The sequence below is a fragment of the Marivita geojedonensis genome, assembly GCF_002115805.1.
GTDB lineage: Bacteria > Pseudomonadota > Alphaproteobacteria > Rhodobacterales > Rhodobacteraceae > Marivita > Marivita geojedonensis.
Map to the genome: position 1 here is coordinate 45,395 of NZ_JFKC01000011.1, position 22,181 is coordinate 67,575.

Genomic DNA, 22,181 nt, shown 5'->3' on the forward strand with positions numbered 1-22,181 from the left:
TCTTCTCAGTCGTTCAGGCTCAGTTTTTGCTCAGGAAGTTGTCGATGTTAGCCGGGGTGACCAGCTGGAACGGGATGTAGACTTTCTGATCGACATCTTCGCCACGGGCCAGCGCCAGAGCTGCGTCGACCGACCCTTCACCCTGACCGAACGCATCCTGGAAAACGGTTGCATCGAGATCGCCCGCCTGCATCGCAACCAGAGCGTCCTGAGTGGCGTCTACGCCGACCACAACCACGTCTTCCATCGAGATGCCTGCGGCCTTCATCGCCTGGATCGCGCCGATGGCCATTTCGTCATTGTTTGCGAAGACCACCTGGAAGTCTTCACCCGAGGACAACCAGTTGGTCATCAGATCCTGCGCTTCGTCGCGCGACCAGTTTGCCGTCTGGCGGTCGATGATCGAGATGAAGTTGCACATGTCGATGCCGAGAATGTCATCGACATCCTTGGTGCGCTGTACCGCCGCCTGGTTGGACAGCTGCCCCATCAGCAGGTAGCCGGATGCGCCACCGCTGTGCCCCATGGCACGCAGCATCTTGCAGGCTTCGAATGCGGCGAGTGTACCGGACTCGATTTCGTTCGAGGCGACGAACGCCTGATCGTCGGGAAGTGTGTCCACGTTGACAGGTTGGCGGTTCACATAGACGAGCGGTACGCCGGCAGAAGCGGCGGCCTGTGTCATGGCTTCGGTTGCGTTGGTGTCGACGGCGTTCACGATGATCGCGTCAACGCCGGACGCGACGAAGTTGTTGATCTGGTCAAGCTGACGGGCCACGTCATCCTGTGCGTCTTCAACAACGAGATCCACGCCATCGATGCCGGACGCATAGTCTTCCATGCCGTTCCGCATGACGGTCAGGAAGTTGTCGTCAAAGCGGGCAATCGACACGCCGATTGTCTCCGCAAACGACGCCGAGGACATCAACGACAGCGTGACTGCAGCAATAAGAGTTTTCTTCATGGTTTCCTCCCTAAACGGTGTCCGGCACACCAAACTCAAAACCGGAAGCCCCGCTGGCGGGGCGGTTGGTCGTCCCTTCAGGCGGCGTGCGCCTGAAGTTCGGAAGCGATAAAGTCAAAGGATCTCCGGATTGCACTGTACGGATCCGTCAGCGCGTGGGTTTCCGGTGAAAAGCATTCGTAGGAGACCGGGCCGTCATATCCTGCCGAGAGCAGCGCAGCGATTTGGTCGATGTTGCCAAGACGGTCCGAGGCATCGATGAGAACGCGGTGTTCGTCTTCCATTTGCCCCAATGTCAGCGCGGGATCGACGACGCCGGAGATGTGCACAATGCCTGTCATCTGGGGGAAGAAAGTGTCTTCCTCGGCCAGTGTATGGTGAAACGTATCGTGCACGATGCGCATATGCGTTTCGCCGCCGATGGACCGGATCGTGTCCACCAGCTCTGCCTTGTGGCGCAGCGACGAGCGCTGGAAACCCAGCGGTTCCACAAGGCCGATGAGTTCGGCATCCTGCAGCAATGGAAGGATGGCTCGCAGCGCGACGCGCAGATTTGCCTGCCGCTCACCGTTGCCAAGGGCGGTTCCATCGTTGCGGGGGATCAGGCTGATCGTATCGGCGCCAGCCTCTTTGGCGATCCCGATAAGGGCTTTCACCGCGTCTTCGCGCTCTGCCGACCAGTCATTGAAGGGATACACCTGGCTCACACCGAATAGGCTGAGGCCCTTGTCCTGCGCGATACGTCCGGCGTCCGCAGGGGAGCGCCCGTCGAAGAGGGGCTGGTCGATGTCATTGCGGACCTCGACCCCGGCGCATCCCAGTTTGGATGCAAGGTCCAGAAACGCCACATAGTCCAGACCGGGCACGGTCATGTGGTTCAGAGCCGTCTTCATTTTTCCTCCCAGCGCAGCTCCGCCAACCTCTTCGGGTCGTGTCAAAGCCTGCCTTACGGAAGGTAACCTGTCGTCAATTGTGAGATTCGGTCAATGCTACGCGCGTAAAAATGCGTCATTCATGACGCTTTCCAGGCCGCAATAATGACGTAAACACGTCATCATACGATTTCAGGCAGGATCAGCACCGGGTCGAGAAACAGCTGCCCGAATACGCCGTCCTCACCATGCAGCGAGGTCTTGACCATCATATCCACCACATCATCGCAAACCTTGGCCAGCGGTGTGGAAATCACCATGGTGGCATATCCATCGATCAATGCTGCGCGGCTCTCGGCCGTCAGTTCGTTTACCACGAGCGCCACTTTTGGTTCGGAATGAACCTCGCGCAAAGCGGCGATCGCCCCCTCCATGCCGCCACCTGCCACGTAGATACCCTTGAGATCCGGGTGACGGTGAATGAGGTCGAGCGTTGCCTCGTAGGTCAGTTGGCGTGTCTCGAGGTTCACGAGCGTGTCCAGAACCTGAAACCCACGCCCGGTTTCCCGGACAAATGATCGGAATCCCACTTCGCGAAGATCGTGCCCGTGCCAACGGTTGCCGCCGACGAAAATGGCCAGCTTGCCCGGTTCATGCACGGTTTTGGTGATCAGCCACGCAGCCTGCCTTCCGATCTTCATATTGTTCATGCCGACATAGCAACTGCGGATGCCCTGCGCGAAATCATTGAGCATCGAGAATACTGGAACGTCTTTGTCCTTCAGATCCTGAACGACGCGGTCAAGTTTGGGGTCATTCACCGCAACCCCGGCGATCGAGTCACAGGAGGCTCCAAGCTCTGACAGCAGTTCGGCGAATTCGGACGGCGATTGAGAAGACGCGTATCGGATTACGGCCTGCCCCCGGATATCCGAGCGTTCAGACACCGCGCGTTCTATCTCGCGTGCGAAATTCTTATAAAACTCCTGAGACTGCTTCAGAAGCACAAATCCCAGCCGAAGCTCTGGCAGGGACTCATTCAGCCGCCCCTGGAAGAGCCCGGTTCCATGGTAGCCGATGCGATGTGCAGCTTCGGAAATCCTGCGTATGGTTTCGGGCCGTACTTTGGCCCGACCGTTGATTGCCCGGTCAACGGTGGTCACGCTCACCCCGGCTTCGCGGGCAACGTCCTTGATGGTGACTCGGTCAGCCACGCAGTCTCCTATGGCGAAATAACGTCATTGGATGATAGCTTTGCAGCAAGTCACTTGCCAGATCAAAGTTAGCAGGCTTGTTTATTCGACACGAAACACCCCCAGCCGTCTGGCCGGGGGTGTTTGCATAATTGGATCTGCTGCCGTTATTCGCCGGGCATAGATCCTGAGCCGTGACCGGACATGCCGCCCGAAACTTCCTCGGTCGATTCACTTGCCAGTTCCTGTGGCAGGACGAGGTTGAGAACGATGGCGATAAGCGCGGCAGGCAGGATGCCGGAGGTGGCGAGCACCTTGATCGTCTGCGGCAGGTACTGCAACGCGCCGGGTTCGAGTTGCAGGCCAAGGCCCAGCGACAGAGCAATCGCGAAGATCACCATGTTGCGGCGGTTCCAGTTCACATCAGACAGCATCGAAATACCGGCCGCGACGACCATGCCGAACATGACGATCACACCGCCGCCCAGCACTTCGATCGGGACCGACGAGATCACCGCGCCCACTTTGGGCACGAGGCCGCAGAGGATCAGGAACAGCGCGCCGATGGTGACGACGCCCCGGCTCATCACGCCGGTCATGGCGATCAGGCCAACGTTCTGGCTGAAGGAGGTGTTGGGCAGCGCGCCAAATAGGCCCGAGACGGCAGTCCCGAGACCGTCGGCAAAGGTCGCGCCCTGGATTTCCTTGTCGGTGGCTTCGCGGCCCGCGCCTCCTTTGGTGATGCCCGACACGTCGCCCACGGTTTCCACCGCCGAGACAAAGGACATCAGGCAGAAGCCGAGGATTGCGGCGAAGGAGAACTCCAACCCGAAATGCAGCGGGTTCGGCAAGGCGAAACTCGCCGCACGCCCCACGTTGCCCAGGTTCACCTGACCCAGAGCGAAGGCCACGACGTAGCCGACCAGGAGGCCGACCAGAACCGCCGAGACCGACAGCATGCCACGGGTGAAGAACTTGAGCCCCAGCGTGACGATGATCACGGTGCCGGCCATCGTCCAGTTCAGCAGAGAGCCGTACTCTTCGGTCCCGATGGCGGGAACGCCGCCTGCGGCGTATTGGATACCCACCTTGACCAGCGCGAGGCCGATCATCGTGACGACAAGGCCCGTGACCAGCGGCGGCAAGGCAAAGCGTAGCTTGCCGATGAACAGGCCGAGGAAGGCGTGAAACAGGCCGCCGACAAGGATGCCGCCCATCAGCACCGCGATGGCATCGACGCCCTTGCCGGCGACCAGCGGGATCATGATCGGGATGAAGGCAAAGCTGGTGCCCTGCACGATGGGCAGCCGCGCGCCGACTGGACCGAAGCCGATGGTCTGGAACAGCGTGGCGATGCCTGCAAAGAACATCGACATCTGGATCATGTAGATCATCTGGGGGAAATCGGGGCTGTTGGAACCAAAGCCGAAGCCCGCCGCGCCGCAGACGATGATTGCCGGGGTGACGTTGGACACGAACATCGCCAGAACGTGCTGGATGCCCAGGGGCACCGCCTTGGCGATGGGGGGTGTGTAATTCGGATCGCGGAGCTGCTCCGGCGTGCCGATGGATGCGTCTGACATGGTTCCTTCTCCCTCGTAACCACTTGTTTTATTGCCGGACGCCCCTCCTCAAAGGCGGCCGGTTCGTTAACTTCCGTCGATCACCTCGTAGGGGGTGTCGAGCCAGTGTTCCTGCAGATTTTTGCCGTCTCCGATCCGGTCGATGACGACGAAAAGGCCGCTGCCTGCCAGCGGGGTCAGAACCCCGTGCCAGGTGTTGCGGTGCAGATTGATCGCCTGACCCGCCTGGGTCAGGAACGCGCGGGGTGTGCCGGGTTTGCCATCGGCGTCCGGAGCGACGATCGCAAGAAAGGGATCGTGGCTCATCGGGACGAAGGCCTGACTGCCCAGCGGGTGCCGCTCCAGCAGGTCGAGCGTGTAGGGCAGGCTGCGCAGCTCGGCCTTGAATATGCTGATCCCGGCGCGGCCATCGGCGAAGTCGAGCGTCGCGCGGTCGTGGTAGCGGCCGCACAGACCCTGGTTGATGATCTTGTCCGGCGCACCTGCGCAATCGAGCAGGTCGCCGAACGGGGCGAAGGCGTCCGCTGTCAGCGGCTCTGTCTGAATCTGACGGGTCATGCGCCAAGCTTGTCCAAAAGCCGCAGCTCGGCGATGCGTTCGACCTGACGGCAGGCTTCGGCGAATTCGGTGGCGCGGTCGTTGCCGATGCGGCGGTGGAAGGCGTCGAGGATGCTGGCCTTGGTGTTGTCCTTGACCGCGATGATGAACGGAAACCCGTGGCGCGCGACGTAATCGGCGTTGAGTTTCTGGAACGTGGCGCGTTCGTCGTCGGTCAGCATGTCGAGGCCGGCACCGGCCTGTTCTGCGGTGGACTCGGCAGTAAGCCGTCCGGCAGCGGCGAGTTTGCCGGCAAGGTCGGGGTGGGCGTTCAGCACGCCGAGGCGTTCCTCATCCGACGCGCTGCGGAAGGCGCGGCAGAGCAGGTTGTGTACGCCACGCGCCGTGTCGTGGGTTGGGCCGGATTCATAGGCGCAGGCGCGTTCGGCAATCCAGGGGGAATGCTCGAAGATACCGCCAAAGGCCGCGACGAAGTCGTCCTGGCTCATCTCGGACGGGCGCTGCGCGGTGGGGGCCGGGTGTTCCCTTGCCCAATGCTGCGCGATCTGCTGGCGGGTGGCGAACCAGACGCCGTCGTGCCCCGCCATGTAATCCAGCGCGCGCTTCAGCGCAGCCGCGCGACCGGGGCGGCCGACGATGCGGCAATGCAGGCCGATGGAGAGCATCTTGGGCGAGCCTTCGATGCCTTCGGCATAAAGGTAATCGAAGCTGTCCTTGAGGTAGCTTTCGAACTGGTCGCCATTGGTATATCCCGCCTGGATGCCGAACCGCATGTCATTGCAGTCCATCGTGTAGGGCATGATGAGCTGGTCGATATCCCCGAACCGCATCCAATAGGGCAGGTCGTCGGCATAGCTGTCGGCGACATAGTCGAAGCCGCCCTGTTCCGCGACAAGCCGGATCGTGTTGTTGGAACAGCGCCCGGTGTACCACCCCTTGGGCGGTTCCCCGACCACTTCGGTGTGCAGGCGGATCGCCTCGAGGATCTGTGCGCGTTCCTCGTCTTCGGGCATGTCCTTGTGTTCGACCCATTTCAGACCGTGCGAGGCGATTTCCCACCCGGCATCCTTCATCGCGGCGACCTGTTCAGGCGCGCGGGCAAGCGCCGTGGCGACGCCGTAGATGGTGATGGGAATGTCCTTCATCATCCGGTGCAGGCGCCAGAACCCGGCGCGCGAGCCGTATTCGTAGATGGATTCCATGTTCCAGTGCCGTTGACCCGGCCAGGGCTGCGCGCCGGTGATCTCGGACAGGAACGCCTCCGAGGCCTTGTCGCCATGCAGGATGTTGTTCTCGCCGCCCTCTTCGTAATTGAGCACGATCTGAACGGCGATCTTTGCACCCTTTGGCCAGTTGGCCTTGGGTGGGTTGGCGCCATAGCCTATCATGTCGCGTGGATAGCGTTGCACGTCGGTGTCCTCCTGATCGGTTGTCTTTGTAATCCGAATAATCGAATTCCTTTTTCAAGAAATCCCGAAAGCTGTCTCAAATGGCTTACAGTTTGCGCATTTCGGACGGATGGCTGCATAAAGAGGCAGTTGATCACAGGAGGCCGCGATGTCCGGTTATTTGACGACCCATGTTCTGGATACCGCCAAGGGCTGCCCGGCCGAGGGGATCAGGATCGTTCTTTACCGTGTGACCGATTCCGGCACCGAGCAGATCGCCGAGACAGTAACCAATGACGATGGGCGCACCGACAGCCCGATCTTGCCGGTTGATGCGTTCCAGACCGGAACCTACGAGTTGGTGTTCTTCGCGGGCGACTACCTGCGCGCGACCGGGCAGGCTGGGGCCGATCCGCTGTTTCTGGATGAGGTGCCGATCCGGTTCGGCATGTCGGATGCAGCGGCGCATTACCATGTGCCGCTTTTGCTATCTCCGTATGGGTATTCGACCTATCGGGGGAGTTGAGCCCAGGCTCAGACTGGGGCTCGTACGGTAAGCGCGAATGTCCTAGGTGGCCTCGCGTACACCCTTCACGGTGACAAATTCACCCGGTATGCCATAGCTGCCGTCATTTCGCCGGAAGTCCGCGACTGAGGCCAGGAAGGAGTTTTGAACTTCCGCCCAAATCTCATTTGAAAACCGTTTGACCGCGAGGGCGACTGGCCCGCCCAATAACACGGCGTCCAAGACGTCATGTTCGGTTCCAAACTCAAGGGTTTCGCAGTGGCGGATCTCTTCAATCCGTCCCAGACCCGCATCTTCGAAAATACGCTTTAGTATTCCGGGCGCGCCCGTTCCGAAAAACATTGGGCACACCTCGGATGCCACATGGGAGTCCACGATGGGAAACACTTCGGCCCATCCACAATTCCTGCGGTTCCCCCAAACGGTTGCTGCCACGGTTCCGCCGGAACCCGTCACTCTCGCCATTTCGGAAACAGCTGCGGCGGGATCGGGCGTATACATGAGACCAAGCGCACAAATTGCTGCATCAAAGCTCTGGTTTGGCAGGTCCAGTTTCTCTGCACCCATACGCTCTACTTTGACATTCGGGGTCGCGCTCGCCTCCAGCCTTGCTTTCAAGTCATCGATCATGCCTTGGGACAGGTCCGTGGCAAGAACTGAGCCTGCGTCACCCACCATCTCAGCCAGGCGCAACGTGACCAAACCACTGCCGCAGGCCGTCTCGACCACGTTCTGTCCACTTTGGACTCGTGCCATGTGAAGAAGTCGATCATGGGCGGGGCGCAGCTGTTTGCCCCATGAGTCATGATAATGCGCCGACGCCGCATCCCACCCATAGCGCTGCACGCGCATTTGAAGCCGAGCATCCATTACAAGACTTTCTCGATGACGGAAATCGCGGTGCGAACTGGTTGAGCATCCCGATATGCGAGGAACCAAGGATCGCTGTTCAGTGCGCGCGTGACCACGTCTCCAATTTTTTCCTCAGATTCAGAGCTGGAGATCTCGATGCGGATACGCGTGTCGCTTGGAACCGGGCTCGCACCATCCATTCCGAGTACGCCGCGATTGTCCCAGTCTTGTTCAATCCCAACTGTCACGCTGTCCAGCGCCACGTTCTCTCTTGCGCCTGTCATCTTGATCCCGATTGCCAGACACCCACAAATCCCCGCTCTGGCGAAAAAACCGGGTGTCGGCCCTTCATCACTGCCTCCAATCGCGCGAGGCATATCCAGAATGACGCGGTGACCATCCTGCTCAAAAGTGCAGGTTAATCCGTCGTGAACCACTGCCGATCCACGATGAACGGTCCGGGCTGTCTCGGGACGCTGCCTGTAAACGGCCTGTGCCCTCAGCTGTGCTTCGCGGGCATGAGTGTTGCGATCCATTGGGTCTTCTCCATTTTTTGAGGTCTTGGCCGGATCGCGCCAGTTTGGTCGGTCCGGCCAATCCGAACTCAACCTGCCGCCATCGCCTTGATGTCGTCAGCGCTGGGCGTGTTGCCACCGATACCCCAATGGCCACTGCGCACTTCCTTGACCCGAACCCAGGTCACGGGCCGCATGTTTTCGCCTTCGACCTCAACCATCGCGTTGGTGACTTTTTCGATCATTTTCGCCTTTTGTGCGTCGTCAAAAACGCCTTCGATCACTTCGATATCTACCAGTGGCATGGTTCACCTCCGTTGCTTCCAATCTCTGGTGGGCTGAGGTTCGCATTGGTCGCGCGAGGCAAGCCAGTTCTGCAAATGCAGTAAATCCACTATAGTTTCTGAAGTAGACGCCAGCCCGCGCGAGATGCTTTGCTGCAGGAGGAGGTGCCGATATGTTAGAAGCCAATTACCCAAAGTTTTGCCCGGTGGCGATGGCAGCCAGTCTGCTCGAGCCGCGTTGGACCATGCTGCTGCTGTGCGAAATGTGGTCCGGTTCGACACGCTTCAACGAGATTCAAAGGGGCGTGCCGGGCATGTCGCCGGGACTGCTTTCCAAGCGCCTGAAGGAAATGGAAGCCAACGGTCTTGTCGCGCGCCAAGCCGACAGTCAGGGCCGCGCCGAGTATCTGACAACCGCCCTTGCCGATGAATTGGAGCCGTTGATCCGTGGACTGGGTGAATGGGCGCATCGCAACATTGACTGCGAGGTGTCGCTCCAAAACCTGGATGCACGGCTGCTGATGTGGAAAATCCGGGGAAAGATTGACCGGCTTCAACTGCCAAAGCCAAAATGTGTGATCCAGTTCGTTCTGAATGATGCCCCGAATGAAACCGCGAATTATTGGCTAGTCGCAAAGCCAGGGGAAGAAACCGACCTGTGCTATACCGACCCCAAATTCGACGTAGACCTGTTCGTTGTGTGCGAACTTCGCGCGCTGACATCCGCATGGATGGGACACACGACATTCGAAAAGGAAATCGATGCCGGACGAATTACGCTAACTGGGCATGACCTTATGGAACGGACATTGACCAAGTGGCTGATGCGGAGCAGCTTTGCCGAGGTCTCCAAAGGCGCCGATGAGGAAAGACATCGGGCTGCCGTCTAGGGTTCGCGGAACTCTCATCTCGATCAGGCACTCTTGATCGCCGTGCCGATCCTTCCGATCACGAAATCCATGAAAAGCCGTGTCTTGGGATCCTGCCTGCGCCGGTGCGTAAAGAGGCACGCCATCTGGATCGGGACGGGTGGCGTGTCTTTGGCCACCGCGATCAAGCGCCCGGCGCGCAGGTGATCGGCCACTTCGAACATGGGTTTGAGCGCGATGCCCTGACCATCCAGAGCCCAATCGGTCAGAACGTCGCCATCGTCGGATTCGTAACGGCCCTTGACCTTGAACCGCTTGGGGCCATCGGAGGTCTGGAGCCGCCATTGGAATTCGGTTGCGCCGGGAAACCGCAAGTTCAGGCATTCGTGGTTCTGGTTCAGCAGGTCGTCGCCCGTGTTCGGCATGCCACGCGCCTTGATGTAACTGGGCGCGGCGCAGAGCACGCGGTCGACATCGGCGATCTTGCGGATGCGCAGAGTGCTGTCTTCGGGTTCACCCAGGAACACCGCGAGGTCGAGGCCTTCGGTGGTGAGGTCAACCTTGCGGTCCGTCAGGCGCAAACGAACGGAAACCTCGGGGTACTGTTCGATAAAGGCGGGCACCTGCGGCGCGATCAGGCGGCGGCCAACGCCCAAGGGGGCCGCGACATAAATCGACCCACGGGGTTTTTCGGTGATATCGACCACCTGTGCCTCGGCGGCCTCAACCGCTTCGAGGACTTCGACGGCACCGGCGTAGAACAGCCGCCCTTGTTCCGTAGGGGTCAGGTTACGCGTGGTGCGCTGGAAGAGCCGCACCGAGAGATGTTCCTCAAGCTGTGCGATCCGCGTCGAGGTGACGGCGGGCGAAATCCGCAAATCGCGTCCGGCAGCGGACATGCTGCCCAATTCGTAGACACGGACAAAGGTTCTGATGTTGTCGAGATAGGACATTATTCGCAGATTTTTGATACAGCTTGGAGTTTCATCGGAATAGCAGAAGAATGGCGGTGCCGCTAGTTTGTGGGAAACAGCCAAGGGAGCCTTTCGCCATGTATGATTTCGCCGTTCTCTGGGACTGGATCGCCTTTGCGGTGCGCTGGCTGCATGTGATCACCGCGATGGCGTGGATCGGGGCGAGTTTCTATTTCATCGCATTGGACCTGATGCTGAAACCGGCCAAGGACATGCCCGAGGGGGCGTATGGCGAAGAATGGGAAGTCCACGGAGGCGGGTTTTACCATACGGTAAAATACCTCGTCGCCCCGGCGCGGTTGCCGGAGCACCTGACCTGGCACAAGTGGCAGAGTTACACGACGTGGCTGTCGGGCGCAGCTTTGCTGATGATCGTCTATTGGGTGGGCGGTGAGTTGTACCTGCTCGACCCGACCAAGGCCGATCTGGCGCTGTGGCAAGGGATCGTGATCTCGGCGCTGTCGCTGACCATCGGCTGGCTGCTTTATGATTTCCTGTGCAAATCCGCGCTGGGCGAACAGCCGACGGTGCTGATGCTGCTCCTTTTCGCGATCCTCGTGGTGGTGGCGTGGGGCTATGACCAGGTGTTCACCGGACGTGCTGCACTGCTGCATTTGGGGGCGTTCACAGCGACAATCATGACGGCCAATGTGTTCTTCATCATCATGCCGAACCAGCGGATCGTGGTGGCGGACCTCAAGGCGGGGCGCACGCCGGACCCTAAGTACGGCAAGATCGCCAAGCTGCGTTCGACCCACAACAACTACCTGACACTGCCGGTGATCTTCCTGATGCTGTCGAACCACTACCCGCTGGCCTTCGGGACCGAGTTCGCGTGGTTGATCGCGTCACTGGTGTTCCTGATGGGGGTCACGATCCGGCATTACTTCAACTCCATGCACGCGGGCAAAGGCCAGCCGCACTGGACCTGGGCGGTAACGGCGCTGATTTTTGTCATCATCGCGTGGCTTTCGACACTGGGCGGGACGGAGACCTATGACGAGGCGGCAGAGCGTCCGATGACCGAGTTCGAAATGCGCTTTGCCTCAGCCGAGGGGTTCGAGGATGCCTATAACGTAGTACAGGGCAATTGTTCGATGTGCCACGCGCGCGAGCCGCTTTGGGATGGCATTCGCTGGGCGCCGAAGGGCGTATATCTGGAGACCGAGGCGGACGTCGCGCAGCACGCGCATCAGATTTACCTGCAGGCCGGTCGGTCCCATGCCATGCCGCCGCCGAACGCGATCCAGATGGACCCGGAACAGCGGGCGCAGATCGTGGCGTGGTACAAGGCGGCGGAATAGACCGCTCTTTCTTGGCCAGACAACGCGATTTCTGTCTTGGTGACAGAATGCCCGGCGCGGATTTCCGCGCCGGTTTTGTTTTACCTTGCCGTCACAAAATGACGTCGGGATGGGTCTTGCCAATCCTGTGCCGTTGTCGAAGAGTGATGGCACAGCAAATCACCAATGATAACGAACCACAGGGAAGTCTCATGAAGACAACACTTGCTATTTCCATGGCTGCTGCGCTGCTTGCCACGACGGCCACGGTCAACGCCGAAACATTGCGCTGGGCGCGGTCCGGCGATGCGCTGACGCTTGATCCGCATGCACAGAACGAAGGCCCGACGCATACGATCCGTCACCAGATGTACGAACCGCTCATCATCCGTGATGTGACCGGTGCGTTCGAACCCGCGCTGGCCACCGACTGGGCACCGAGCGCCGATGATCCCAATGTCTGGGTCTTCAACCTGCGTCAGGGCGTCAAATTCCACGATGGTGCTGATTTCACGGCTGAAGACGTTGTGTTCAGCTTCGAGCGCGCCAAGCAGCCGAACTCTGACATGAAAGAACTGATCGGTTCGATCACCGAAGTGCGAGCGGTTGACGATTTCACCGTCGAAATGGTCACCGATGGGCCGAACCCGATCCTGCCGTCGAACCTGACCAACCTGTTCATCATGGATAAGGGCTGGACCGAGGCGAACAACACGGTCAACGTGCAGGACTTCGAAGGTGGTGAGATCACCTTTGCCACGACCAATGCCAACGGAACCGGCCCCTATGTGCTGCAAAGCCGTGAACCGGACGTAAAGACTGTCATGGTGAAGAACGATAACTATTGGGGTATCGACCAGTTCCCGATGGAGGTCACCGAGATCGTCTACACGCCGATCCAGAACGCTGCGACCCGTGTGGCTGCGTTGCTGTCGGGAGAGGTCGACTTCCTTCAGGACATGCCGGTGCAAGACCTGGACCGCGTGAACAACGCCGATGGTCTGGTTGTGAAGCAGGCACCGCAGAACCGCGTCATCTTCTTTGGTATGAACCAAGGCGCGGATGACATCGAAGCGGACAATATCGACGGTGCGAACCCGCTGGCTGACGTGCGCGTGCGCAAGGCGATGTCGATGGCGATCAACCGTGATGCGATCCGTCAGGTCGTGATGCGCGGCCAGAGCCAGCCGGCTGGTATGATTGCGCCGCCCTTCGTCAACGGCTGGACGGAAGCGATGGATTCGGAATCCACGACCGATATCGAAGGTGCAAAAGCGCTCATGGCCGAAGCCGGCTACGGCGATGGGTTCTCGATCCGCCTCGACTGCCCGAACGATCGTTATGTCAACGATGAGGCTATCTGTCAGGCGGCGGTCGGCATGCTGGGCCAGATCGGCATCACCGTGAACCTCGACGCAAAACCCAAGGCGCAGCACTTCCCGCTGATCACCGATGGCAAGACCGATTTCTACATGCTGGGCTGGGGTGTTCCGACCTACGATTCCGAGTACATCTTCAACTTCCTCGTGCATGGGCGTGAGTCCGATATCGGCACGTGGAACGGCACAGGATTCGACAATGACGACCTGGATGCGAAGATCAAATCGCTTGCGTCGAACACTGATCTGGAAGCCCGCAACGCGGATATCGCGTCGATCTGGCGTGTTGTTCAGGACGAGCAGCTTTACATTCCGATCCACCACCAGGTTCTCAACTGGGGCATGTCCGAGAAAGTGGGCATCGAAGTGGACCCGGAAGATCAGCCGAAGATCAAGTACTTCACCATGAACTGATCACGCCGCTTGCTCATGCAGCGGTAAACCATTGTGTCGCGGTCCAAGACGTTGGGCCGCGGCATCTCACATAGGTGTCAGGCCAAAAGTGCTGAAGCAGCTTTTGGATAAACGAACACCACGACGCATCGGGATCTGCGAGATCCCGGAGCACGAAATTCCGGGGGCGGTATGCTCGCATATATCATTCGGCGTGTGGGGCAATCGGCGCTTGTGCTGCTGATCGTCGGGCTTGTTGCCTTTGCGATGTTCCGCTTTGTCGGGGATCCCATCGACAACATGCTTGGACAGGAGCGCACTGCCGAGGATATCGAGCGGCTTCGGTCGCAGCTGGGGCTCGATCAGCCATTTGTCGTTCAATACTACAAGTTTCTCGAAGGTGCGGTGCAGGGCAACTTCGGTGTCAGTTATCGGCAGGGTCGACCCGTGGCGGAAATCCTTTTGGAGCGCGCCCCTGCCACGCTTGAACTTGCAATGGTGTCCGGTGTTCTTGCAATTCTGTTCGGCATCGCGCTGGGCGTGTTCACCGCGATCCGGCGCGATGGCGTGCTGGCAAACGCGATCATGTCTGCATCATTGATCGGGGTGTCGTTGCCCACTTTCCTGATCGGCATCCTGCTGATCTATCTGTTCTCTGTCGAACTGGGCTGGCTGCCGAGTTTCGGGCGGGGAGAGACCGTGGACCTTGGTGGTTGGACCACAGGCTTTCTGACGGAAAGCGGTCTGAAGGCGCTCATCCTGCCGTCGATCACCTTGGGGCTCTATCAGATGACCCTGATCATGCGGCTGGTTCGATCCGAAATGCTCGAGGTGCTCCGGCAGGACTACATCCGTTTCGCCCGTGCGCGCGGTCTGCGGGACCGCGCGGTGAATTTCCGCCATGCGCTTAAGAATACGATGGTGCCGGTCATTACGGTGATCGGTCTCCAGCTTGGCGCGATTATCGCGTTCGCCATCATCACCGAGACCGTGTTCCAGTGGCCGGGAGTCGGTCTGTTGTTCATCAATGCCGTTCAGTTCGTCGATATTCCGGTGATGGCGGCGTATCTGATGCTGATCTCGGTGATGTTTGTCGGGATCAATCTGCTGGTGGACATCCTTTATTTCTTCATCGACCCACGTTTGCGGGTTGACCGATCGGGAGGCCATTGATGTCGGATCTGCCAATTCCGGTGAAGCCGAAATCACGCTTCCGGCTCGCCCTGGAAAGCGACCTGTTTTACACGTTCCGTCGCTCGCCCGTTGCGATGGTGTCCGCTGCGGTCGTGGTGGTGCTTGTGCTCTCGGCAATATTTGCGCCGCTGATCGCACCGACCAATCCGTTCAATCCGGCATCGCTGAACCTGATGAACGGCTTTACGCCGCCGATGACCCCCAATGCGTTCACCGGGGACAGCTTCCTCATGGGTACAGATGATCAAGGTCGTGACGTGTTCTCGACCATTCTTTACGGCATGCGGATTTCGCTGTTCGTTGGTGTCGCCGCCGTCTTCTTTGCGATGGTGCTGGGGATCACGCTTGGCCTGATCTCCGGCTATGTCGGCGGCTGGACCGAAACCATCATCATGCGGACGGCAGATGTGCAGCTGACTTTCCCTTCGATCCTGGTCGCCATGCTGATCTTCGGCATCGCCAAGGGTGTGACACCGGTCGAATACCGCGATCAGATGGCGATCTGGGTGCTGATCCTTGCCATTGGCCTCTCGGACTGGGTGCAATTCGCCCGCGTGGTGCGGGGCGCGACGCTGGTTGAGAAGAACAAGGAATACGTGCAGGCCGCGCGCCTGATCGGGCGCACGCCGGGCGCCATCATGCTGCGGCACATCCTGCCCAACGTGCTCTCACCGGTGCTGGTGATCGCCACCATTTCTCTTGCACTTGCGATCATTGCCGAAGCGACGTTGAGCTTCCTTGGTGTCGGTGCGCCGCCAACCCAGCCATCTCTTGGCACGCTGATCCGTATCGGTCAGGGGTTCCTCTTCTCGGGTGAGTGGTGGATCTTGCTCTTCCCGGCGATCACGCTTCTTGCTTTGGCGCTGTCGGTCAACCTGCTCGGCGACTGGCTCCGCGATGCTCTGAACCCGAGGCTCCGCTGATGGCTGATCCAGTTCTGTCGATCCGCGACCTGTCGGTCGAAATTCCTACGCGACATGGCATCGTGCGCCCCGTGGATGGCGTCAGCTATGACATTCAGGCGGGCGAGATCCTTGGCATCGTCGGCGAAAGCGGCGCGGGCAAATCGATGGCCGGGAACGCCGTGATCGGTCTTCTTAATCCGCCTGCGCATATCTCGAAGGGGGAGATCTGGCTGAACGGTCAGCGGATCGACCACCTCAAGGGTGATGCGATGCGGCGGCTGCGGGGCAAGGAAATCGGTATGGTCTTTCAGGACCCTCTGACCTCGCTCAATCCGCTGCTGCGGATCGGGGATCAGCTCACTGAAACAATGCTGACGCACCTGCCAATCAGCCGGGCCGAGGCGGAAAAGCGGGCTGTGGCCGCTTTGGAAGAGGTGGGCATCCCTGGCGCGGCAGAGCGCGTCAACAGTTATCCGCACGAATTCAGCGGCGGTATGCGGCAGCGTGTGGTCATAGCCTTGGCGCTTTGTGCAGAGCCGTCGCTAGTGATTGCGGACGAACCGACGACCGCACTCGACGTGTCGGTGCAGGCACAGATCATCGCGCTGTTGCGCCGCCTGTGCCGGGATCGTGGAACAGCTGTGATGCTGATCACACATGACATGGGCGTTATCGCAGAAGCGACGGACCGCGTGGCGGTGATGTATGCCGGGCGCCTTGCCGAGCTGGGGCCGGTGCGCGATGTGCTGACCCATCCCCAGCATCCCTATACCCACGGGCTGATGGCCTCGACCCCGCTTGCGTCGCAGGGCAAGCGGCGTCTGCACCAGATCCCCGGCGCGATGCCGCGTCTGGATGCTGTGCCGGATGGATGTGCATTCAATCCCCGCTGCCCCCATGCAACGGACAAATGCCGACAGGCTCCGGTGCCGCGGGTCAGCAATGGTCAGGCCGCCTGCTGGTATCCTCTGGTCGATGAAAAGGTCATCTGATGGCGCTTGTTAGGGTCAAAAACCTCAGCCGCGTGTTCGACGTGTCGAAACCCTGGTTGAACCGGGTGATCGAGCGCCGATCCAAAGCCTTTCTGACGGCGGTGTCCGAGGTGGATTTCGAGGTGGAACCGCGCAGCACATATGCGCTTGTCGGGGAAAGCGGGTCGGGCAAATCGACCATCGGCAAGATGCTGGTCGGTCTGCTTAAGCCGTCCTCCGGTACGGTCGAGATCGAAGGCATCGATCTGGCCAGCGAAACCGACGCGGCAAAAATCGATGCGATCCGGTCAGATATCCAGATGATATTCCAGGATCCTTATGCGTCGCTCAATCCGCGCTGGCGGGTGCGCGACATCATCGTGGAACCGGTGGCGTCGCGTGGTGGCAGGACCGAGGGTCTGGCTGAGAAGCTGCTGGAACAGGTCGGGTTGTCCGTTCAGGACGCTGGCAAGTTCCCACATGAATTTTCCGGTGGTCAGCGCCAGCGTATCTGCATAGCCCGGGCTTTGGCGTCTGAGCCGAACCTGATCGTTTGTGACGAGCCGACGTCTGCTCTTGACGTGTCTGTTCAGGCGCAGGTTCTGAACCTGATGAGCGATCTGAAAGATGATTTCGGTCTGACTTATGTTTTGATCAGCCACGACCTGACCGTGGTGCGTCACATGGCGGACAAGATCGGCGTTCTCTATCTCGGTCGTCTGGTGGAAGAAGCGTCGCCGAACGATCTCTTTGAAACGCCAAAACATCCCTATACGCAGATGCTCTTGGAAGCTGCACCTCAGATGGATGGGTTCGGACGCGAGGTCCAGCCGCCGGAAGGGGAAATCCCGGATCCGATCAATCCGCCGTCTGGCTGCGCCTTTCACCCGCGCTGTCCGATTGCGCAGGATATCTGCAAACGCCAGCGCCCCGAGATGCGGAGTATCAACGGGATGCGCGTGGCCTGCCATCTGGCCGAATAGGAAACGGGGCCGACTGCGGCCCCGTTTTTTGAATCAGGCGGCATCTCTGTGGGGTTTGGGAAGCAATTCTTCCACCGACAGCCCCCAGCTCGACAAATCGTACCTCCGCACGGCCGACTGCATCGCTTTCATACGGTCCCGACGTTCGGTTTCTGACATGTCGAGCGCCTGACAGATCGCCACATCCATTGAGCGGTTCGAAAAGGGATTGGTTGCGACTGCTGCGCCGAGTTCAACTGCGGCACCTGCGAATTCCGACAGCACCAAGGCTCCGTCTCCATCAATGCGCGACGCGATGAATTCTTTGGCGACGAGGTTCATTCCGTCTGCCAGAGGTGTGATCCACGCGACAGACGCGGCTCGGTAGTATGCGACCAAATCCTTGAACGGGATGGCGCGTGACACAAGCGTGATGGGTTGCCAGTCAAGCGAGCCGAACCGGCCATTGATCCGGCCTACGGCTTCCTCGATGGCAGACTGAATTTCACCATAAGCGGCCATGCCTCGATTTGCGCTTACGGAAACGTGCATCAGCTGCACCTTGCCGCGAAGTTCGGGTCGGTCTTCAAGGATGCGCTCAAACGAGTTCAACTGTTCGATCCCACCCTTGGTGTAGTCGGTGCGCCCGACCGAGAGGATCAGCTTGCGGCTGTCCAAATCGTCCAACAGTTCTTTCGTGCGTGCTTCGGTTGCTTCCTCGCGCGCACGGCTTTGGATGTAATCCACATCGACACCGACCGGGGCGACACTCAGATGAACGTCCCGGTTGGGACCGCCGAGCCTTGTCGGCATGCGCCGCTCGGTCAGCGCGGTGCCTTCGGCGATCAGATCATCGGACACGATCGTGCGCTCGGTGATTTCCACATCGAACAGGCTTTGCACGACTGCAGCGAAATTGGTCGCGTAACGCGGGATGTGGAACCCGACGCTGTCGCATTCGAGGAGGCTTTCGATAATCTCTTTGCGCCACGGCAACACGTTGAACATGTCCGGCGCTGGGAAGGGGGTGTGGTGGAAAAAGGCGATCTTCACGTCAGGCCGCATCTGGCGCAGATAGCCGGGAATCAGCCACAGATTGTAATCATGCACCCAGACAAGTGCGCCCTGCGCGGCCTCGGCGGCGGCGGCTTCGGCGAACCTCCAGTTCACTTCCCGGAAGTTGGGCCAGTCGACCGGGTCGTAATTGTAGCGGTCCTTGAAGCTGTGCAGGATCGGCCAGAACGCCTCTTTCGAGGTGACGTGATAAAACTCGTGTACCTGCTTCTGCGTCAGTGGAAGGCGCGAGACCGAGTAGCTGCCAAAACTGTCTTCGACCTCGATCTGCCGTTCCCATCCGGGGTCATTGGCATCATCCGCGAGTTTCCATGCAACCCATGAACCGTGATCGACCTTGCCGAAAAAGCTCTTCAGCGTTGGCACGATCCCGTTCGGGCTCTTGTTTTCACGCAGAACGGTTTTTCCGTTCTCTTCGACTTCTTCATAGGGTTGGCGGTGGTAGACGATCACAAGATCGGAGGACATCAAAAACTCCCTGGAGTTGGATGAAGGTCAAAGGCCGCAATAGCCTCGAGAATGCCCGCAGCGCCAATCGCGCGAGCACGGTGAATTTTGGGACTGTCAGGCAGCGCGTCATAAAGCGCGTCTTCAGACCCGCCGACGGCAACGGCGTGCAGATCGGCTGTCAGCATCGAAATGTCATTCAATGTGTCGCCGGCAGTCAGAACGCGCTCGGGCGCAATGCCAAGGGCGTTGATCAGACGTTTCAGGGTCGGACCTTTGGAGATGCCCTTTGGCAGGATATCGACAAACCGGTTGTCCGAGACCAGGACATCAACATCCAGCGCGCGGACCGGTTCGAGATCAGGCAGGCTGAAGCCATCGGGGGAAATGTCATAGCTCAGCCGGTGTCGGAACGGAGTGTCCTGCAGGGTCAAGCCATCGACCCCTTCCATAAGAGTCCGAACCGCGTCGGCTTTCCCTTCCCATGCTTTTGCGATGGGCGCCTCGAGTTCGGGCACCGGAAGAACCATCCCCGGGGAATGGACTTGTGCAATCGTCGTACCAACATCAGCGATCACGTAATCGGGCATGGGAATCCCGAAGGTGTCGCAATGCTCTTGGATGAACTCCGGATGGCGCCCTGTGACAAATATCAGACCGATCGTGTGCCGGTTGTCCTCGATCCAATTGTAAAGAGCTTCCCGTGCATCGGCGGACCCGCCAAGAAACGTGCCATCGAGATCGGTCGCAAGCACAAAGGGTTTTTCGCCAATGGGTCGATGGATGGGGACCTGAATGGTCATGTTGCAGTCTCCTTGAAAACGGGGGACGCGAGCGTGGGTGCTGGGTGCTCAAACGTCAGGGACATCGCGCGGGGTTCGGACTCGATCGGCTCGGACCAGAACCGGGCGAAAGTTTCTGCAATCGGTTGATCGTCATGCAGGATACTGCGCACCGTTTCGCAGATCGGCATTGGCACAGAGAGTTTTCGCGCCAGATCTGTAACCGATTTGGCGTTGGCCTCGCCCTCGACCACGATGGGCTGACCGTCGAAACACTCGGCCCGCGGCACGCCTTTGCCGAGTTGCGTTCCCAGCGACATGTTACGCGAGGTCGTGCTCGAGCATGTCAGAGTCAGGTCCCCGATCCCCGACAATCCCGTGACCGTTTCGCGTCGACCGCCCAACGCCTCGGCCAGAGCCTTCATCTCATCCAGCCCACGGGTGATCAGCGCGGCGCGCGTGTTTTCCGAATAGCCTGCACCGCTCATCATACCGCAGGCGATGGCGATGACGTTCTTCACCGCGCCGCCGATTTCGACACCGACAAGGTCATCTGACAGATAAGTGCGAAACGCATGGGTCGTGAGCGTGACAGCCATCCGCGCTGCAGCGCTGGTTTCCGGATTCAGCCGGGATGCCTGATCGAATGCAAAGGCGAGAGTCGCAGCAGAAGGATGCCCAAGCGCGAGCTCCCTTGCGAATGTTGGCCCGGACAACGCGCCGACGGAATGTCCGGGCAATTCGTCTTCGACGATCTGAGACATGAGAAAGCCCGTTTGGGCTTCTATCCCCTTGGCGCAGACGGTGATGGGAATCCCGTCGGGTATGACCTTGCGCATCGCCTGGGACATGTCCCTTACCGCCCGGGATGGTACGACCAGCAGAGCGGCTTCGGCCCGGGACAGGGCGTCAGCCAAATCAGCCGTGGCTCGCAGCCTCGGTGCGAGATCGACCTCGGGGAGGTATCGCTCATTGCGTCCCGCATTGTTCAGATCTTCAGCGTGGTCGGCGTTTCTGGCCCAGAGGGTCACGTGGGTCTGGCCCTGCGCCGCGACATGGGCCAGGGCCGTTCCGTAGGCCCCGGCTCCGATAATCGCTATGTTCGAGAAAGGAAGCGCTGCGCGCGGATAGAGAGCGCCGCCAAACCGGTCAACCTTCATGAGAATGCCCTGTTTCAGCTTTTACCATAACCCTTCAACGCACATGGATCGAAAGGGTTCCGTGCGGATGCAGAAAAAATGCTGCATCTGCGAAACCTTTTGCGATCCAGGCGCGTTGAAGACATGATTTTTTGTCAAACGAGGACTTTTCGATGAACCGTCACGTGCGCACCGCAATCTTCCCCGTTGCAGGCCTTGGCACCCGTTTCTTGCCAGCTACAAAGGCCACGCCCAAAGAGCTTTTGCCCGTTCTGGACACGCCTCTTATTCAATATGCCGTGGATGAGGCGCGCGACGCCGGGATTGAGCGGCTTGTTTTCGTGAGCCATCCGTCCAAGACCGCTATTGAGCGTCATGTCATGGAAGACGCCCGGCTGACGCGCGAGCTGCGGGCTCGGGGAAAGGATGATGTCGCAGAGGCATTATCCGACGCCGCGCTGAACCCGGTTGAAGACGATGTTCGATTTGTGATGCAGACCGAACCTAAGGGCTTGGGTCATGCGGTCGCTTGCGCAAAGGACCACGTCCTGCCCGGTCCGGTGGCTGTGATCTTGCCGGACGATCTGATCCTTGGTCGGCAGGGGTGTCTGAGTGAGATGGTCGAAGCGTATACTACCGGTCGGGTTGGACATCTTGTGGCGACGATGGAGGTTCCGGAGGACAGGGTACACCGGTATGGCGTCCTGTCTGTGACTGGAAAAGAAGGGTCCATCGTGATAGCAGACGGCATGGTCGAGAAACCCAAACCCGAGGATGCACCATCCCGACAGGCGGTGGTCGGACGGTATATCCTCGATGCCAACATCTTTGAGGCACTCGCTACACAGGTGCCAGGAGCTGGTGGAGAAATTCAGCTTACAGATGCAATTGCCCGTGGTGCGTCGGAATTCGGGGTTGGTGGCTTTCAATTCTCCGGCAGACGGTTCGATTGTGGTTCAAAGGCAGGGATGCTGGAAGCAACGCTTGAACTTGCCATGGACGACCCAGAATGTCTGGCGATCTTGCAGGCGCGTGGTCTTGCAGAAGGTCGCCGTGCTGTTGCAGCGTAAAAAG

At 59.5% G+C, this 22,181-nt stretch carries 22 protein-coding genes; 9 read left to right on the plus strand and 13 right to left on the minus strand.

The window, feature by feature from the left end; genetic code table 11:
* Window positions 1–19: 19 nt before the first annotated feature.
* From MGEO_RS12245 to puuE, 6 genes are all read right to left on the minus strand, one after another.
* Window positions 20–964: a sugar ABC transporter substrate-binding protein gene (locus MGEO_RS12245; protein ID WP_085637957.1), complete on the minus strand. Its 945-nt coding sequence runs from the start codon at window positions 962–964 to the stop codon at window positions 20–22.
* 77 nt (window positions 965–1,041) lie between these two features.
* Complete coding sequence (locus MGEO_RS12250; protein ID WP_085637960.1) at window positions 1,042–1,857, minus strand: TIM barrel protein; 816 nt, start codon at window positions 1,855–1,857, stop codon at window positions 1,042–1,044.
* Between the two features lie 161 nt (window positions 1,858–2,018).
* Complete coding sequence (locus tag MGEO_RS12255; protein WP_085637963.1) at window positions 2,019–3,050, minus strand: LacI family DNA-binding transcriptional regulator; 1,032 nt, start codon at window positions 3,048–3,050, stop codon at window positions 2,019–2,021.
* A gap of 146 nt (window positions 3,051–3,196) precedes the next feature.
* Window positions 3,197–4,612 (minus strand): uracil-xanthine permease family protein, encoded by a 1,416-nt coding sequence (locus tag MGEO_RS12260; protein WP_085637966.1) that lies wholly within the window; start codon window positions 4,610–4,612, stop codon window positions 3,197–3,199.
* A gap of 66 nt (window positions 4,613–4,678) precedes the next feature.
* Entirely contained in the window at window positions 4,679–5,170 is a 492-nt protein-coding gene (locus tag MGEO_RS12265) for an ureidoglycolate lyase (RefSeq protein WP_085637970.1), read from the minus strand.
* Window positions 5,167–6,579: an allantoinase PuuE gene (gene puuE, locus MGEO_RS12270; protein WP_233139874.1), complete on the minus strand. Its 1,413-nt coding sequence runs from the start codon at window positions 6,577–6,579 to the stop codon at window positions 5,167–5,169. The genes MGEO_RS12265 and puuE overlap by 4 nt, the downstream gene beginning before the upstream one ends.
* 148 nt (window positions 6,580–6,727) lie before the next feature.
* Between puuE and uraH the strand changes: the two genes are divergently transcribed.
* The gene (uraH, locus tag MGEO_RS12275) at window positions 6,728–7,084 is read left to right on the plus strand and encodes a hydroxyisourate hydrolase (protein WP_085637977.1); all 357 of its coding nucleotides are present in this window, start codon (window positions 6,728–6,730) and stop codon (window positions 7,082–7,084) included.
* A gap of 42 nt (window positions 7,085–7,126) precedes the next feature.
* On the opposite strand, the gene MGEO_RS12280 is transcribed toward uraH, so the two are convergent.
* From MGEO_RS12280 to MGEO_RS12290, 3 genes are all read right to left on the minus strand, one after another.
* Window positions 7,127–7,840, minus strand: a complete 714-nt coding sequence (locus tag MGEO_RS12280; RefSeq protein WP_158091015.1) for a class I SAM-dependent methyltransferase — start codon at window positions 7,838–7,840, stop codon at window positions 7,127–7,129.
* A 113-nt stretch (window positions 7,841–7,953) separates the two neighbouring features.
* On the minus strand, window positions 7,954–8,472 hold the full coding sequence (locus MGEO_RS12285; RefSeq protein ID WP_085637983.1) for an OsmC family protein: 519 nt from the start codon (window positions 8,470–8,472) through the stop codon (window positions 7,954–7,956).
* 68 nt (window positions 8,473–8,540) lie between these two features.
* Window positions 8,541–8,756, minus strand: a complete 216-nt coding sequence (locus MGEO_RS12290) for a tautomerase family protein (RefSeq protein WP_085637986.1) — start codon at window positions 8,754–8,756, stop codon at window positions 8,541–8,543.
* 191 nt (window positions 8,757–8,947) lie between these two features.
* Between MGEO_RS12290 and MGEO_RS12295 the strand changes: the two genes are divergently transcribed.
* Window positions 8,948–9,625, plus strand: a complete 678-nt coding sequence (locus MGEO_RS12295) for a winged helix-turn-helix transcriptional regulator (RefSeq protein ID WP_233139875.1) — start codon at window positions 8,948–8,950, stop codon at window positions 9,623–9,625.
* Window positions 9,626–9,648: 23 nt separating this feature from the next.
* Here the strand turns inward: MGEO_RS12295 and MGEO_RS12300 are convergent, their stop codons facing one another.
* On the minus strand, window positions 9,649–10,557 hold the full coding sequence (locus MGEO_RS12300; protein WP_085637993.1) for a LysR family transcriptional regulator: 909 nt from the start codon (window positions 10,555–10,557) through the stop codon (window positions 9,649–9,651).
* Between the two features lie 98 nt (window positions 10,558–10,655).
* On the opposite strand from MGEO_RS12300, the gene MGEO_RS12305 reads away from it, so the two are divergent.
* The 6 genes from MGEO_RS12305 (at window position 10,656) to MGEO_RS12330 (ending at window position 17,686) form a co-directional block, all read left to right on the plus strand.
* Window positions 10,656–11,882: a urate hydroxylase PuuD gene (locus MGEO_RS12305; RefSeq protein WP_085637996.1), complete on the plus strand. Its 1,227-nt coding sequence runs from the start codon at window positions 10,656–10,658 to the stop codon at window positions 11,880–11,882.
* A gap of 191 nt (window positions 11,883–12,073) precedes the next feature.
* Window positions 12,074–13,654: an ABC transporter substrate-binding protein gene (locus MGEO_RS12310; protein WP_085638094.1), complete on the plus strand. Its 1,581-nt coding sequence runs from the start codon at window positions 12,074–12,076 to the stop codon at window positions 13,652–13,654.
* A 171-nt stretch (window positions 13,655–13,825) separates the two neighbouring features.
* Window positions 13,826–14,806: an ABC transporter permease gene (locus MGEO_RS12315; RefSeq protein WP_085637999.1), complete on the plus strand. Its 981-nt coding sequence runs from the start codon at window positions 13,826–13,828 to the stop codon at window positions 14,804–14,806.
* Entirely contained in the window at window positions 14,806–15,750 is a 945-nt protein-coding gene (locus tag MGEO_RS12320) for an ABC transporter permease (protein WP_085638002.1), read from the plus strand. The genes MGEO_RS12315 and MGEO_RS12320 overlap by 1 nt, the downstream gene beginning before the upstream one ends.
* Window positions 15,750–16,724, plus strand: a complete 975-nt coding sequence (locus MGEO_RS12325) for an ABC transporter ATP-binding protein (RefSeq protein ID WP_085638005.1) — start codon at window positions 15,750–15,752, stop codon at window positions 16,722–16,724. Before MGEO_RS12320 ends, MGEO_RS12325 begins: the two co-directional genes overlap by 1 nt.
* Window positions 16,724–17,686, plus strand: a complete 963-nt coding sequence (locus MGEO_RS12330) for an ABC transporter ATP-binding protein (protein ID WP_085638008.1) — start codon at window positions 16,724–16,726, stop codon at window positions 17,684–17,686. Before MGEO_RS12325 ends, MGEO_RS12330 begins: the two co-directional genes overlap by 1 nt.
* 33 nt (window positions 17,687–17,719) lie before the next feature.
* On the opposite strand, the gene ggpS is transcribed toward MGEO_RS12330, so the two are convergent.
* The 3 genes from ggpS to MGEO_RS12345 are packed head-to-tail and all read right to left on the minus strand — an operon-like array spanning window position 17,720 to window position 21,128.
* Entirely contained in the window at window positions 17,720–19,207 is a 1,488-nt protein-coding gene (gene ggpS, locus MGEO_RS12335; RefSeq protein ID WP_085638011.1) for a glucosylglycerol-phosphate synthase, read from the minus strand.
* Complete coding sequence (locus MGEO_RS12340) at window positions 19,207–19,989, minus strand: HAD family hydrolase (protein ID WP_085638014.1); 783 nt, start codon at window positions 19,987–19,989, stop codon at window positions 19,207–19,209. Before MGEO_RS12340 ends, ggpS begins: the two co-directional genes overlap by 1 nt.
* Window positions 19,986–21,128: an NAD(P)H-dependent glycerol-3-phosphate dehydrogenase gene (locus tag MGEO_RS12345; RefSeq protein ID WP_085638018.1), complete on the minus strand. Its 1,143-nt coding sequence runs from the start codon at window positions 21,126–21,128 to the stop codon at window positions 19,986–19,988. Before MGEO_RS12345 ends, MGEO_RS12340 begins: the two co-directional genes overlap by 4 nt.
* 152 nt (window positions 21,129–21,280) lie before the next feature.
* Here MGEO_RS12345 and MGEO_RS12350 point away from each other — a divergent pair, with 152 nt between their 5' ends.
* Window positions 21,281–22,177: a UTP--glucose-1-phosphate uridylyltransferase gene (locus MGEO_RS12350; protein WP_085638021.1), complete on the plus strand. Its 897-nt coding sequence runs from the start codon at window positions 21,281–21,283 to the stop codon at window positions 22,175–22,177.
* The last annotated feature ends 4 nt before the right edge of the window (window positions 22,178–22,181 follow it).